Consider the following 14,035-nt stretch of genomic DNA (forward strand, 5'->3'; position numbering starts at 1 on the left):
GGGGGCAGGAAACCCGGCCGCCCCCCCTCCTATATTTTAATAGGATGTTGCCTCATGTCTCCTGCCGGAGGTGTACCTTGGACCCGAGCGTTAAGAACGCAATACTCAGGGCCGGCGATATAGGGAGGAAGGCCCTTGAATACGCCATCTCTCTGATAGAACCAGGCGCACTCCTCTACGACGTGGCAGAGAAGACTGAGAACTTCATAAGGGAGATGGGTGGGCAGCCCTCATTCCCAGTGAACCTCTCCATCAACAACGAGGCGGCCCATTACACCCCCCCTTCGTCAATGACAAGAAGGCCTTCAGGACAGGTGACCTGGTGAAGGTGGACGTGGGGGGGGCCCAGGTGGACGGTTACCCATCTGACAACGCTGCCACCGTTGAGGTTGGCGGCAGGGGGGGGACTATTCCGACCTTATAGATGCAACAAGGGAGGCGCTCAACGCAGCCATAAGGAAGGTCAGACCCATGGTGGCAGTGAGGAGCATAGGCCAGGCCATCGGCGAAGTCATATCCTCGTACGGGTTCAAGCCCGTCAGGAACCTGGGGGGGGCCACGGCATCAACAGGTATGACCTTCACTCCGGGGGGGTCTTCATACCCAACTACGATGACGGCAACGGCAAGCCCATACAGCCGGAGTGCGTGATCGCAATAGAGCCATTCGCGTCAACGGGCATAGGCTCCATCCACGACGGCCCCCCGGGCCACATATACATCCTGAGCGGCACCCGGCCCGATACTGTGGAGCCCCTCTACTCAAACTTCAGGACCCTGCCATTCGCGGAGAGGTGGGTCTCAAAACTCGTGGACGACCATGTAACATACCTGAAGAGGCTCATGGCCAAGAGCCAGGTCTCACAGTTCCCGGTGCTCCTTGAACATGGAAAGGCAAGAATATCGCAGGCAGAACACACGCTCCTTGTCCTATCCGACGAGGTGATCGTCACTACCAGGTGACATGCGCCTTGAGACCTCGTCGACCGCTTTCCTGAGCAGCTCCCCCCCTTGCCCACCTTCCCGTCCAGGACAACGCAGTCACGCCTCATGCCTGCCATGTGGAGGTAGTAGGATCTCACCCTCTCCAGTAGGGCCCTGCTCTCGAACGCGGATCTTGTCCTCCTGATACTGAGCCTCTCAAGTGCAGTGTCCACATCCACATCTATCAGGAAAGTGATGTCCGGTATGACCCTTATGACCCTGGAGACCGAGACCATCCAGTCCAGTGTGGCCTCCATGCTCCCGAACAGGACCTCCATGGGCGGCCCTTGGTAGCAGAAGGATGAGAGGTCGTAGCGGTCGGATATGACCACGTATCCCTCCCCGATCTTCCTCTCGATTATATCCTGGTGCATGAACCTGTCATGGACGAAAAGGAAGAAGAGGGAGAGGGCATCAGCAGGTGTGTTCACCGATTCCCTGTCCAGGATGCTGCTGTTTGTTGGCTCCTTGGTCAGGAACACCCTGTGCGTCCTGCCGAGTTCCCTCTCGAGACCCTTGGCAAGCGTCGTCTTTCCGCTGCGTCTATGCCCTCAACTGCAATGAACATATGTGAACGGTGCAGTTGAACAGTGGTTATATAGTTCTTTATCCCTCGCCCACAGATCTTTTAAAAGGGTTTCAGATCCACCACCATGGAAGGTGGCAGGCGCTTCAACACAAGGGCTGTGCATGAGGGGGGGGAGATCGTGGATACGAGGTACGGCAATGTCGGCACACCGATATTTGAGGTCTCCACCTTCCTCTACCCCCCCAACGAAGACAGCAGTGCCGTGATAGATGACACCACAGGAAAGCCTTTCCTCTACACTAGGATCGGGAACCCCCCCACCCTCCAGGCCCTGGAGAGGAAATACGCCTCCCTCGAGGGCACAGACCGCGGCCTCTCCTTCTCCTCAGGCATGAACGCCATATTCACGTGCCTCCTCTCTGTGGCCAGCAAGGCACCAGGATCCTGGCCCAGTCAGAACTATACGGCCAGACCAGGTACCTGCTCGAAAGAGTGCTGCCCAGGTACGGCATCCAGGCAGAGTTTGTGAGCGTAGAGGAGATGAACAGGCCAGACAGGGAGTTCAGCGGTTACTCTCTGGTATATGTAGAGTCCATAAGCAACCCGGTGCTCGGTGTCACGGACATACCTGAGGTCTCAAGAAAGGCCAGGGAGGCCGGTGCCCTGACAGTCGTGGACGCGACCTTCGCCTCACCATACAACCAGAACCCCCCCTGCAGCATGGGTGCAGACATAACAGTCCACAGTGCAACGAAGTATATAGGAGGCCACAGTGACATAATACTAGGGCTTGCGGGCATGGGCCAGGGACTCTACTCCCGGGTATCTGACATGAGGAAGAGTGTGGGAGGGACGCCAGACCCGATCCAGGCATTCCTTGCACTCAGGAGCCTGAAGACCCTGGGCGTGAGGGTGGAGAGGCATAACAGCAACGCCATGAAGGTGGCCTCCTTCCTAGAGGCCTCCGGAAAGGTCAAGAGGGTCTTCTACTGGCCTGGACTCTTCTCCATACAAGGGCATTGCGGACAGAGTGCTAAGGGGGGGATATGGCGGCATGGTATCCTTCGAGCTGAAGTCTGGCCTCCAGGGTGCAAGGAGGCTGCTGAGGGCCCTGAAACTTCCCATGGTCGCACCGAGCTTGGGCGGGGGGGCAGAGAGCCTCATCACCCTTCCAGTGGACACCAGCCACGCGCAGTTCACGCCAGAAGAGAGGGCCAGGATGGGGGGGATACCGGAGGGGGGGCTGATCAGGTTCTCCGTGGGCCTGGAGGACGCTGAGGATATAATAGAGGACCTCCAGCAGGCGCTCGATGCGGTCTAGAGGAGGTGGTACATCCCCGTTATGGTGTCAAGCCTCTCCGAGCTGTCCGGGCCCAGGCCTATGCATGTGACCGTGCCGGGTTCCGTCTGGGTCAGGCCAGCGTCCGTGACGACCTCAAAGATTATACCCATGGAGGCCGCCTTCTCCCTGATCCGGATTATGTCTTCAATCCCAGGCACCTTGACAACGATCTTCTTCTGCCCCTGCCTCATCCACTCATCGAACTTATCCCTCTGCCTCTCCATGGACCTGAGCGCGCAGCTCACAGCGGCGTGGGCAACCTGCGCAGCTATCTTTCCCTTTCCCAGGTCCAGATCCCTCCGCACCGCGAAGACCATCTTAAGTTCTCCTACCATGCACATCCTTCTTCTTCATCTTGTAGCCTATTATGTTCACTGCCCTGTGCAGCGGCGGCGTGACTATCAGGAGCTCAGGTATCGCCAGGAAGTTCATGTAAACGATGCTGAAAAAGTGCCTCGAGAATACGAAGAGTAGTAGAAGGGCCACAAGCACGAAGGGCCACTGGTCCAGCAGGAACCCCTTTCCTCCCCTCTCTATGCCTATCCTCCTCTTTATGAACGAACCGATCACATCTCCGGTGAGTGAGCCGAAAGAGAGCGAGAAGGAGGACACGGCAGCCCCCCCAACTATGCCCTGGGTGTAGTCCATAAGCACAGTCCCCCCTGGCAGGCACCAGGATACCGTACAGCACCAGGCCGATCAGGCCACCAAGTATGGCCCCGCCGAAGTAGCCGGATATGGTCTTGCCATCCCCCCCCAGTATCCTCCGCCCGTCGATGAACTTCCTCCCTAAGTCTATCGGGTACCGGCCCCCCCGGTGATCACGGCCGCAGGGTTCGCTGCAAAGGCCGGTATGAAAAGTATGAACGCGCTCAGGCCTATGGAAAGGTAGTCAGCCATACTCCTCTACTGCCTTGAGTATATCGGCCTTAGTTATAATACCCTTCAGCTCACCCCCCCGTCAACTATGAGGACGGCATTCGAGAACTTCAGAACAGGGTATATCATGGATATGGGGCTGCTCTTGTCCAGCTGGGGGCAGGGTGACGCCCATGACCTTCCTGACGAGCAGGTTCTTCAGGCTGTCCAGCGTCGCCCCCCCTTTATCAGGAGGTCGTTTATGTCGGATTCCGTGATGGTCCCTATCACCTTGCCGTCGTGGGTGACAACCGGGAGCTGGGAATAGCCCTTCTCCCTCATCTTGTTGAGTGCAGTTATTATGGAATCTGTCGGATAGCATGTTACAACAGACCTCGTCATTATCTTTTCGGCAGTTATCTCCATGTTTCCGGCCCTCTGGCCAGCCCTGTTGAGGTATTCGAAGATCTTCCTAACCTTGTCGTATGTCGGGTTTATGGTCCCCCCCTTCTCCAGCCTTGCAATGTAGGACTGGCTCACTCCGCTGGCCCTCGCGAGCTCCTTCTGGCTGATGCGAGGTTCTTCCTCATCTTCCTGAGTTCCTCTATGGTGGGGAGCATCTCACCCTCTTATTATCAAAGGTTATATTAACTGTTCTTTTTATTACTGCAGGTTTCCATGACATGCTAACACACGCATCCCGGAACCAACTCATCCATGCCGCCAACCTCTTTATAAGTGATTTGCATTAGGATCGGAAGTGTCCGAAAAGAGGGAGATCTCCTACAGAACGAGGCTGATAGCCGCGCCCATCATAGCGTTCCTGATATCGTTTGTGCTTCTCCTTGAGGCCATCAGGAACACATATGCCCTCATCGCCATGTATATAATAATACCGCTCGAGATTTTCCTCGTCCTGCGTTACCTGAGGATATTCAGGCTGAGTACAAGGATATATGCCGCTCATAGTCTTGCTTGCCGTGGTCCTATCAATTTCAGGAGTGTACACGCACGACATATACCAGACAAAACCAGTCTTTTCAGGCGTGCTGAACGACACGACAAGGGTGACAACCAGCGTGACCCCCCATACGCTGGCTACGACCAGAGCTTCAACTTCTCCCTGTTCATAGTCCCCCCCAACGGGACAATCAACCTCTCCAAGACGACCCTGAACATAAGGAGCCCGTCCGTGTACAATGTTACCATCACATTCTCTGAAATGCATGCTGTAGAGTACCCGAATGGTTCGGCCCTCATCTATTACGTAACGGACAACCTCCCTGCTGGCATATACTCTTACAACTTCACCTTCAACATGACGACAAGGACGGACTACACAGGCCAGATCCCGGGGGCCATACGTGGAACACTACTCCGGCATGTTCGGTGTCGTCCTTACGGAGTACTTCATATTCTACTTCCTGCCCATGGCGGCGATATTCGTCATCGGCTTGTTCGTGGCCAGGAGCATTGGCAACAGCCAGAGGAGGGCAGCAGGGGGGGGCTCGAACGGGGGGAGAAACCTAAATAGACTACATAAAACTTAAATCTGTTATATAAATTATGAAGAGTGGCAGCGGTAACCCGCAGGATACAGCTCACCGGCGGATCCACGTACATAATATCGATACCGGGGAAATGGGTCAAGGAGAACGGCCTCGACAGGGGAAGTGAGGTATCGGTCGAGGAGGTCAACGGAAACCTCGTCGTTTCTGCGAGGGGGGGGCAGAAGACGAGGGAGAGGAACAGGAGGATAAACATCACTAAGGCCATGGACAGGGACCTCCTGCAGAGGGTGCTCACAGCAGCCTATATTGCCGGGTTTGACACCTTGGTTGTGAGGAGCAACCAGTACATCAGCCAGGAGATGAGGGAGGACATCAAGAGGTTCGCGAAGGTGGTCATGGGGGGGGTGGAGATATTCGAAGAGGGTGCGAACTCAATAGTCCTCCAGAACGTCCTGGATTCCTCCACCTTTCCCCCCTGAACAAGGCGATAAACAGGATGGCCCTCAACGTGGACGTCATGATCCAGGACACCATAAAGGGAATAGAGGATTCCGACACCTCTCTCCTGGGCAACGTTATCCAGAGGGACGACGAGGTAGACAGGTACCAGTGGTACGTTTACAGGGAGGTGAGGAGCAGGAGCTGCGAGGACAGCCGTGTCCCGTTCTTCCTCATAATATCCAGGATCCTCGAAAGGATCGCAGACCATGCGGTGAACATATGCAGGACGTGGCAGAGCCCGGCCGACGTCTCATCCGTGAGGGATGAGGTCATAAACGGCCTCAGGTCCTCCCACTCGCTCCTGAAAGAGGCCCTGGAGGCTTTCTATTCCACGGACCTGCAGAGGCTCAACGCAATAGTCTCGAAGAAGGGCAGCGTGGTGGCTGAGAAGGTCAGGATAATCGAGAGGGCAGGCAATGGAGACGCGCTGATACAGGCAATCTCAGTATCAGAGGATATAGCAAGGATCGGCCTCTACTCCACCGACATAGCGGAGCTTGCCATGGACATGATAATGTCCTCAAGGGACGAGATAAGCCTCTAGCCTCATTCGATCGATACAGCCTCAACCTTAGGCCTCTCCTCATCCCCCCCGTCAGCACTGCCGTGGGCGTGCTCGGGTCATGGTTGAAGACCATTATGCTCCCTCTCCTTATTGCATGCCTTATGATCTTCTTCTTCACGGTCAGAGATACCAGGGGGGGCTCCACATCTATGGCTGTGATGTACCCTGGCCGGACGTGGAAGGAGCTGGGGGGGAAGAGGTCGCCTGCATATATGATCTCCCTGCCACCGGACTCAATGAAGAAGGCCTGGTGGCCCACAGTGTGGCCCCCCGGTATGGACAGCCTTATCCCGCCGCCAAGGTTTGATGATCCCTCTATAACTGAGACCCTCCTCACTGATGCCAGGTGGCTGAGGTAACTGCCCCCCCTTGTCAGCTCGTTTGTCCTGGAGAAGGCGTATCTTTCCCTCCTCTGCACCACCACGGTGGAGTGAATTAGCTCCTCGGAGTATATGTTGCCCGCATGGTCGAAGTGCATGTGGGACAGCAGGACCCTATCTATCCTAACACCCATCGACCTTAGGCGTCCGGTGAGGGTGCCGAGGCCCTGCACACCGTAAATGCCGAGCATCTTCTCCCCCCCATCCAGGGGGGGTCATCCCTGTATCGATCAGGGTGTGGACGCCACCGCTCTCGACCAGCAGGAGGTTCGTGGAGAGCCTCACCTTTCCCCCCCTTTCATCTGCCTGGAACTGCCTGCTCCATATCTCTCTGGGCACTATGCCGAAGTACGCACCGGGGGTCAAGGACAAAGGTGGCATCACTCAGAACCAGGACGCTCACCTTGCACCACCCATGGCCCTCACGATCTCTTCCACAGCCTCCGGGTTCTCAACGCCGCTCATGTCCCCCCCTGTTCGCCCCCCCTGCAAGCCTGCCTGATGGCCCTCCTGACGATCTTTCCGTTCCTGGTCTTGGGCAGGGATGTCGCCCTTATCACCAGGTAAGGCTCGAAGGGTTTGCCTAGCCTCTCCCTCACCGCCTCCCTTATGGCCTTATCTACACCCTCCTCTCCTGTGTACACCACTGCGAGGACCTCACCCTTGAGCTGGTGCGGGTAGCCCACCGCCGCGCACTCCCTCACCCCCCCGGGGACCGACATCACTATGTCCTCCACCTCGCTGGGCCCAACGCGCTTTCCCGCGACCTTTATGACATCGTCCGCCCTCCCGAAGAGGAAGAAATAACCGTCTATGTCCATAATTGCCCAGTCCCCCCCGTGGAACCACACGTCGCTGAACCTGCTCCAGTATGTCTCAAGGTACTTCTGCGTGTTGTTCCAGAGGCCCCCCCTGGTCATGGACGGGGGGGTATGGTTCTTGGCCACCAGGTACCCTATCCTCCCGTACACCTGGTTCCCGTCCTCATCGTACACCGATGCCCCCATGCCAAGCCCCATGTAAAGGCTCCTGGCTTCATCGGTATCGCAGGCGTTGATGCAAGGAAGCACCCGATTATGTCAGTCCCACCGGATATGTTGCATATGGGCACCTCAGAGCCCCCAAGGTTTCTGAAGAGGTACATCCAGCTCCTGGTGTCCCAGGGTTCGCCTGTGGAGCCAAAGACCCTGACACCGCTGAACCTGCGGCCCTGGCCTGATGCCATCAGCGACCTGGCGACCGTTGGGGACAGGCCAAGGATGGAGACGCCGTTGCCCTCCACAAGGGACCAGAGCCTGTCCGGGGGGGCCGGATAGTCCATGGCCCCATCGTAGACCATCACAGAGGCGCCCAGTGCATGGGCGCCAATCACAGCCCATGGCCCCCCCATCATCCACCCCCCAGGTCAGTTATCCAGAAAAGGGTGTCATCCCTCCTGACATCCACATAGTACTTGACTTCCTTGACTATGTTGGCCAGGGCCGCATGCACGTGCACAGTGCCCTTGGGCTTACCGGTCGTGCCGGAGGTGTAGAGGATCAGTGCAGGGTCCTCCGCATCAGTCTCCATGCAGGCCACATAGGTGCCTGAATCCACAAGGTCGTAGTAGTCGTATTCCTCTGGCATCTTGTCCCTGACCCCCCCGTGTATGACCCTCACCGGCCCCCCCTGACTCTTCTCGCGATCTCGGCGAGGTTCACCTCCTTCCCCCCCCTCCTCTGAAAGGAGTTCGTGACGAAGAGGACTTTGACGCCTGCGTCCTCCACCCTTGTTCTAAGTGCTTCCTCACCGTAGCCGGAGAATATTGGCACAGCAATGGCGCCTATCCTCATCGCAGCATACATGACAAAGATGGCCTCTGGTGATATGGGCATGAATATGCCCACCCTATCGCCCTTCTGTACGCCCATGGACTGCAGCGCACCTGCCAGCTTGCCCGATGTCAGGTCCATCTCGGAGAACGTGACCCTTACTGATATGCCCTGCTCGTTTTCAAAGACGATGGCTGTCCTGCTGTCCATGGAGTGCCTCTGCACGCAGTTGTATGCTATGTTGAGCTTGCCGTTTATGAACCATCTCGTCCAGGGCTTGCCACCGGACTGGTCGAAAACGGCATCGTAAGGCCTGGTGAACTGGATGCCGCAGTCCTCTATGACCCTGGGCCAGAACCATTCAGGATCGTTATCCGCCCTGATGTAGAGCTCCTTCAGGTTCCCGAAACCGTTCTTAGAGGCGAACCTGAAGATGTTAGTCTCCTCAACGTAGTCCTGTGAGGGATTGTATACAACTCATCCACATCCATATAAGCATGAAATTGTGGGATGGTTATTACTGTTTTCAAGGCACCGGGGGGGTCATATGAACCCCGCCCGTTCTCCGTACACCTCGGAAGCCAGGCGCCTCATATCGTTCCTCGTGTCCGAGAACATGGCTGTGAGGGCTGCAGAATCCCTGTAGAATTTCTCCACGCCGAAGTCCCTGAAGTATCCGTAGCCCCCCCGTGGACCTGCAGCGCCACCCTCACGGCCTCCTTCATGAGTTCCAGGGCATTCACCTTCACTGCGAGCGCCTCCCTGGGGGTTGTCTGCGGACATGAGGGCCTGCAGGAGTATGTCCTTGGTGGCGACGATCCTGGCCAGCGGTTGGGCGACTGGCTCATAGTCCTTGAGCGGCACATTGAACGTTGTCCTGACCCGCGAGTAATCCATGGCCTTCTGCACAGCGCCCTCGGTTATGCCGAGAGATACAGCGGCCACCGGCAGGTCCGTCGCCTCAATGACCTCCTGCGCACTGGTGCCCAGGTCCTCGGTCCTGAAGGCCTCTGCCCTGAGGGAGGCAAGCCCTATTGACCTCATTCCGAGCGCCTTCCTGTGCTCCCATGTGAATCTTCCGGAGAGGAGCCTGAGGGAGCCGCCATCGTTCAGGATGACATAGTCCCCCCCCACCGGGGCACAGCACGTTGCTGACCTGCAGCACACCACCAGGCCCACTGAGGTCGCTGGTCCCGTAGAAGATCGATGGAGAGGCTGAGACCTTAACGCTCCCCCCCTGCACTATGCCACTGAGGAGTTCCACCCTCTTCTTGAGGCGTTCCCGAGGACGGAGTTCACGTAGAGCATCGTCGCACCGACGGTGGGGCTCACCCTGGAAATGGAGTGCAGGAGCGCAAGGTAAGACTGCATGTCCAGTCCGGAGCCCCCCCGGCCTCCTGCGGTATAAGGGCTGCGTAGAAGCCCTGCGCCCTCAGCTGCCCGAGGAGGTCATCCGGGATCCCGCCCTCCTCTATCTCGTTCACACGGGGGCGATATGGCCTGCTGCGCGAAAGAATCTGCGGTGTTGCGTAGCAGCTGTAACTCCTCACTGGGCAACCTTCTCCACCTCCCTCAGCATGCTTCTGTAGATGATCAGTTTCTCCACCTCACTGGTGCCCTCCCATATCTCCATTATCTTCGCGTCCCTGTAGAACCTCTCCACATCGCCTGTGAGGCCGGCCGGGCCAAGCAGCTCTATTGCCTTCTGTGTCGCGAATGTGGCGACCTCAGAGGAGTATCCCTTGGCCATGCTGGTCAGCTTCGGGACAGGGTTGAAGTTGAACAGGTATGATGCGGCCTGGTAGGTCAGCATCCTGGCCGCCTCCACACGTGTTGCAACCTCGGCCACCGTGAACTGCTGGCTCTCTGACAGCGACTTCAGGTCAAGGGACCTGAGTATCCTGTCCAGGGCACCCTGGCTATGCCAATAGCCTGCGCAGCCACGTAGATCCTGCTGATGTCGAAGAACGTCATGATGTAGTAGAAGCCCCCCCTGCCCTCCTCACCTACGAGGTTCTCCTCGGGCACCTCGACCTCGTTCAGTATTAGCTCCGCCGTGTTGGTGGCCCGCACGCCCAGCTTTCCGTGGAGCTTGTTGGCCGTGAAACCCTTGCTCTTCGTATCCACAAGGAAAACGCTCAGGCCATGGTGCCTCTTCTCGTCCGGGCGGGAAGTCCTCACGAGCATGGCAACGAAGTCCGCTATGGCGCCGTTGGTGATGAACATCTTTGACCCTGATATGTACCACTTGTTCCCCCCTCTTCACTGCAGATGTCTTTATGCCGGCCACGTCACTGCCGCCGCCCGGCTCTGTAACTGCCACGCCCATTATCGCCTCTCCCCTCATCACCCTCTCCATGTACCTGGCCTTCTGCTGCTCGTTTCCGAACAGCATGAGGATCTCAACGCCGAAGAAGGGCGTGGTGGCGGATATGCCAAGCCCAGGGTCTGCCCTGCACAGCTCCTCTATGGTCACCAGCATGTGCCAGGGGTTAGAGAAATCCACGATCTTCTCCTCCAGCGCCTTCTTCCTTATCTCGTGCGGGTACTCCTCCCGCTCATCATAGTATGCAGCCTTCTCCGAAGTCAGGTACCTGGAAGCGAAGTCCCTGGCCTTCCTCTGTGCCTCCTTCACATCATCAGGCAGATCAAAGTTCACATGCACCACCTCATGAATACCTCTCGATAACAACAGTGTAGCCCTGCCCACCGCCAACGCAGAGCGTGGCAACACCAATGTCCTTCTTCTTCTCCTGGAGTATCCTGGCCAGTGTGCCCACTATCCTTGCGCCGGTCGCCCCCCCTAGTGGGTGGCCTATGGCTATGGCGCCACCGTGCACGTTGACCCTGCTGGGGTCTATGTTCAGCTCCTTTATGGCGTTCAGCACGACAACTGCAAAGGCCTCGTTTATCTCCCAGAAGTCCACGTCATCAACGCTGAGCCTGCCTTTTTCAGGGCCTTCTGGCTGGCAGGGACCGGCCCGTGGCCCATTATGGTCGGGTCGACCGCTGCCCAGGCAAACGAGCGTATCCTGCCAGAGGCCTGATAGAATGCTCCTCAGCCTTTTTTCCTGACATCAGGGTCACCAGCGAGGCCCCTGCGTTCAGTGGTGATGAGTTGCCTGCTGTTATCACACCTTCCTGCTTGAAGGCGGGCCTGAGCTTCTTCATCTCCTCAAGCGAGGCGTTCCTCCTCACGCTCTGGTCCGTGTCCACGGTGACCATCTCGTTGCCGACCTCCACCTGCACAGCTCGATCTCGCCCTTGAAGAAGCCCTCGTCCTGGGCCTTTGCCGCCTTGACGTGGCTGTTGTAAGAGAACTCGTCCATCTCGTCCCTGCCTATTTTCTTGAGGCTGGCGAGCTTCTCTGCGGTTAGGCCCATGGAATAGGAGGTGTTCATGTCGTACTTCCTGTACTCGGGCCTCAGCAGGAGCTTGAGGTTCGGCTTTATGTGCGGGTTGTCGGCAAGGGGGGGGACATGGGTCATGTGCTCCATTCCGCCCGCCATGACAACGTCTGCGTTCCCTGTCATTATCTCCATGGCACCGATCGTCACAGCGTTCATGGAAGAGGAACACGCCCTGTCTATGGCCATGGAGGGCACGTCAAAGGGCATGCCTGCCATGAAGACGGGGGGGTGCCTGCCTCCGTACAGCCAGTTCTCGTCAGCCTGGAGCGCGCATCCGACTATGACATCGTTGACCTCTGAGGGGTTTATCGAGAGCCTCTCAACGCTCCTCTTTATAAGAAGCCCAAGCGCCTCGTCCATCCTTATTGAGTTGAATACATCCCTCTCAGGCTCCTTTGGCCTGGACCTTGAGAAGGCAGTGCGCCTGAAGTCCACTATGTACACATCGCCATTAGCTTCGGCCATATTATCTAAAAGTGAATTTAGATATATATCTTTTCCAGAAGCGAGAAAGATCGGTATACAAAGGTCTTCCACGCCCGCTGGCACCGGAAAAGTATATGGTGCATAACACATTTTCCAGTGGGTTGATCATATGCCATACAGTATTGTGGTCTTGATCAAGCAGATCCCCGACATAGACCAGCTGAGGACAGACCCAAACACTGGCGAGCCACAGATGCAGAACCTCCCGCTCAGGACGGAGAACCTCAGCAAGAACGCCATAGAGGCTGCCGTGCAGATCAAGGAGAAGTACGGCGGAAAGGTCACGGGCATCATTTTCGGCAGGGAGCAGAGCACAGCCTCCATGAAGGAGGCATACGCAATGGGCGTCGACGATGGAATCATCGTCACAGGCTACCAGAGGAGCGAGCCATCGGTGACCGCCAGGGTGCTGGCCGAAAAGATAAAGCAGGTGCCCCCCCATGATCTCATAATACTCGGGAACCAGTCCGCTGATTCCTACACAGGCATGCTGCCAGGGAGGCTTTCAAGGATACTCGGCATACCCTTGGTAGGTAATGCGGTGAAGATCGAGTGTTCATCTGACCAGGTCAAGGTCACAAGGGCCACGGAGGAGGGTAACATGGTCGTGCAGGGAAAGGTACCTCTCATAATATCCGTGGCCCAGGAGATAAATACGCCAAGGCTCCCGGCAGTGCTCCAGATCATGGCTGCGGGGGGGAGGAAGCCCATCAGGACAGAGGCAGCGCAGAACCTCTCCTATCCTGATGTCCGCGTGATATCTAACAGGGCGCCCAAGAGCGAGAGGAAGAGGATCATATACGAGGACATGGGTAAGGCCGTGCCAGAGATAGTGAAGGTCATAAAGGAGGCGATGAGATGAAGCTCTTCGTCTTCTCCGACAGCCCTGACATCATGAAGCAGATGCTCACCTATCTGAGAGAGAAGGGAGAGATAACGGCAGCAACGACCTCGGGCGATGCGGACATAGGGAAGTTCGGCGCATCCGTCCTGTACAGGCTCAAGGGCAACCACATGCCAGACAGTGTTGCCAGGACAGTGGCTGGCCTAGTCAGGAAGGAGAACTACGACGCCATGTTCTTCGGCTCAACCGTCCTGGGCCGTGAGGTGGCTGGTTTCGTATCAGAGGACATGGGCCTCACCTCGGTCACTGAGATAGTCGATCTCAGGTTCGAGGGCAACAGAGCGGTCACGAAGAGGTTCTTCCTCGGGGGCAAGACCGTGCTGGAGGAGGAGAGCCAGGCAAAGGTCTTCACCGTCATGCCAGGGATAACCGACCCACAGGAGGCCGGAAGCGCGTCCAAGGAGCAGGAGGTTCAGGAGGAGGCCAGCGCCCTCTCGCTGGTGGAGGTACAGCCCAAGAAGGCCGGAACTGTGGATATAGAGAAGGCCCAGATCATAGTGGCGGTGGGCCGCGGCCTCGGAAAGAAGGAGGGCCTGCAGCAGATAGAGCCGTTCGCGCAGAAGATCAACGGCGTGGTCGCTGGTTCCAGGCCGGTCTGCCTAGACTACCAGTGGCTCACAGAGGACAGGCAGGTGGGCCTCTCAGGCAAGAAGGTGAAGCCTAAGCTGTACATCGCACTTGGCATATCAGGCAGATCCAGCACATAGCGGGCATGAGGGGGGGTGCCAAGACCGTCATAGCGGTGAACAAGGACA

Annotated in this window: 14 protein-coding genes and 8 pseudogenes; 8 read left to right on the top strand and 14 right to left on the bottom strand. The window is 57.2% G+C overall.

Translation table 11 applies throughout. The annotated features are described in order from the left end of the window. The first annotated feature begins 44 nt into the window (after window positions 1–44). Window positions 45–962, top strand: a pseudogene (locus JCM13583_RS06240) (type II methionyl aminopeptidase). Between the two features lie 56 nt (window positions 963–1,018). Here JCM13583_RS06240 and tmk read toward each other — a convergent pair. After that, window positions 1,019–1,525, bottom strand: a pseudogene (tmk, locus tag JCM13583_RS13980) (dTMP kinase); the annotation flags it as partial. 111 nt (window positions 1,526–1,636) lie between these two features. Between tmk and JCM13583_RS06250 the strand changes: the two are divergent. After that, a pseudogene (locus JCM13583_RS06250) lies at window positions 1,637–2,833 on the top strand (aminotransferase class V-fold PLP-dependent enzyme). Here JCM13583_RS06250 and JCM13583_RS06255 read toward each other — a convergent pair. The 3 genes and pseudogenes from JCM13583_RS06255 to JCM13583_RS06265 form a co-directional block, all read right to left on the bottom strand. Next, window positions 2,830–3,189, bottom strand: coding sequence for a peptidyl-tRNA hydrolase Pth2 (locus JCM13583_RS06255; RefSeq protein WP_075057082.1), 360 nt, complete (start codon window positions 3,187–3,189; stop codon window positions 2,830–2,832). The pseudogene JCM13583_RS06250 and the gene JCM13583_RS06255 sit on opposite strands and share 4 nt — an antisense overlap. Next, a pseudogene (locus JCM13583_RS06260) lies at window positions 3,173–3,730 on the bottom strand (CDP-2,3-bis-(O-geranylgeranyl)-sn-glycerol synthase). The gene JCM13583_RS06255 and the pseudogene JCM13583_RS06260 overlap by 17 nt, the downstream one beginning before the upstream one ends. A gap of 16 nt (window positions 3,731–3,746) precedes the next feature. Continuing rightward, window positions 3,747–4,332 (bottom strand): annotated as a pseudogene (locus tag JCM13583_RS06265) (CBS domain-containing protein). 140 nt (window positions 4,333–4,472) lie between these two features. Between JCM13583_RS06265 and JCM13583_RS06270 the strand changes: the two are divergent. The 4 genes from JCM13583_RS06270 (at window position 4,473) to JCM13583_RS13985 (ending at window position 6,648) form a co-directional block, all read left to right on the top strand. Further along, window positions 4,473–5,246: a hypothetical protein gene (locus tag JCM13583_RS06270; RefSeq protein WP_075057083.1), complete on the top strand. Its 774-nt coding sequence runs from the start codon at window positions 4,473–4,475 to the stop codon at window positions 5,244–5,246. A 39-nt stretch (window positions 5,247–5,285) separates the two neighbouring features. Beyond that, window positions 5,286–5,702, top strand: coding sequence for an AbrB/MazE/SpoVT family DNA-binding domain-containing protein (locus JCM13583_RS12465; protein WP_162509516.1), 417 nt, complete (start codon window positions 5,286–5,288; stop codon window positions 5,700–5,702). Window positions 5,703–5,719: 17 nt separating this feature from the next. Next, the gene (locus JCM13583_RS12470) at window positions 5,720–6,268 is read left to right on the top strand and encodes a phosphate uptake regulator PhoU (RefSeq protein WP_162509517.1); all 549 of its coding nucleotides are present in this window, start codon (window positions 5,720–5,722) and stop codon (window positions 6,266–6,268) included. A 122-nt stretch (window positions 6,269–6,390) separates the two neighbouring features. Continuing rightward, window positions 6,391–6,648: a hypothetical protein gene (locus JCM13583_RS13985; RefSeq protein ID WP_171823484.1), complete on the top strand. Its 258-nt coding sequence runs from the start codon at window positions 6,391–6,393 to the stop codon at window positions 6,646–6,648. A gap of 144 nt (window positions 6,649–6,792) precedes the next feature. On the opposite strand, the gene JCM13583_RS12475 is transcribed toward JCM13583_RS13985, so the two are convergent. From JCM13583_RS12475 to JCM13583_RS06300, 10 genes and pseudogenes are all read right to left on the bottom strand, one after another. Further along, window positions 6,793–7,035, bottom strand: coding sequence for a hypothetical protein (locus JCM13583_RS12475; protein WP_162509518.1), 243 nt, complete (start codon window positions 7,033–7,035; stop codon window positions 6,793–6,795). A 95-nt stretch (window positions 7,036–7,130) separates the two neighbouring features. After that, window positions 7,131–7,664 carry an AMP-binding protein gene (locus JCM13583_RS12480; RefSeq protein WP_171823491.1) on the bottom strand — a complete coding sequence of 178 codons (534 nt, stop codon included), beginning with the start codon at window positions 7,662–7,664 and terminating at the stop codon, window positions 7,131–7,133. Further along, the gene (locus JCM13583_RS12485; RefSeq protein ID WP_171823492.1) at window positions 7,625–8,041 is read right to left on the bottom strand and encodes a hypothetical protein; all 417 of its coding nucleotides are present in this window, start codon (window positions 8,039–8,041) and stop codon (window positions 7,625–7,627) included. Before JCM13583_RS12485 ends, JCM13583_RS12480 begins: the two co-directional genes overlap by 40 nt. A 17-nt stretch (window positions 8,042–8,058) precedes the next feature. Then, window positions 8,059–8,328: an AMP-binding protein gene (locus JCM13583_RS12490; protein WP_162509521.1), complete on the bottom strand. Its 270-nt coding sequence runs from the start codon at window positions 8,326–8,328 to the stop codon at window positions 8,059–8,061. After that, window positions 8,325–8,705, bottom strand: a complete 381-nt coding sequence (locus tag JCM13583_RS12495) for an AMP-binding protein (protein ID WP_162509522.1) — start codon at window positions 8,703–8,705, stop codon at window positions 8,325–8,327. The genes JCM13583_RS12490 and JCM13583_RS12495 overlap by 4 nt, the downstream gene beginning before the upstream one ends. Then, a pseudogene (locus tag JCM13583_RS12500) lies at window positions 8,706–8,915 on the bottom strand (acyl-CoA synthetase); the annotation flags it as partial. Between the two features lie 108 nt (window positions 8,916–9,023). Further along, complete coding sequence (locus JCM13583_RS06290; RefSeq protein ID WP_162509523.1) at window positions 9,024–9,650, bottom strand: hypothetical protein; 627 nt, start codon at window positions 9,648–9,650, stop codon at window positions 9,024–9,026. A gap of 158 nt (window positions 9,651–9,808) precedes the next feature. Then, on the bottom strand, window positions 9,809–10,030 hold the full coding sequence (locus JCM13583_RS12505; RefSeq protein ID WP_162509524.1) for an acyl-CoA dehydrogenase family protein: 222 nt from the start codon (window positions 10,028–10,030) through the stop codon (window positions 9,809–9,811). Further along, window positions 10,027–11,127: pseudogene (locus JCM13583_RS06295) on the bottom strand (acyl-CoA/acyl-ACP dehydrogenase). The gene JCM13583_RS12505 and the pseudogene JCM13583_RS06295 overlap by 4 nt, the downstream one beginning before the upstream one ends. A 22-nt stretch (window positions 11,128–11,149) precedes the next feature. Beyond that, window positions 11,150–12,355: pseudogene (locus JCM13583_RS06300) on the bottom strand (acetyl-CoA C-acetyltransferase). Window positions 12,356–12,485: 130 nt separating this feature from the next. On the opposite strand from JCM13583_RS06300, the gene JCM13583_RS06305 reads away from it, so the two are divergent. Both JCM13583_RS06305 and JCM13583_RS06310 read left to right on the top strand, forming a co-directional pair. Further along, window positions 12,486–13,238 (top strand): electron transfer flavoprotein subunit beta/FixA family protein, encoded by a 753-nt coding sequence (locus JCM13583_RS06305; protein ID WP_075057086.1) that lies wholly within the window; start codon window positions 12,486–12,488, stop codon window positions 13,236–13,238. Then, entirely contained in the window at window positions 13,235–13,987 is a 753-nt protein-coding gene (locus tag JCM13583_RS06310; RefSeq protein ID WP_162509525.1) for an electron transfer flavoprotein subunit alpha/FixB family protein, read from the top strand. Before JCM13583_RS06305 ends, JCM13583_RS06310 begins: the two co-directional genes overlap by 4 nt. The last annotated feature ends 48 nt before the right edge of the window (window positions 13,988–14,035 follow it).

Source organism: Thermogymnomonas acidicola JCM 13583, from assembly GCF_001316105.1.
Taxonomy (GTDB): domain Archaea; phylum Thermoplasmatota; class Thermoplasmata; order Thermoplasmatales; family Thermoplasmataceae; genus Thermogymnomonas; species Thermogymnomonas acidicola.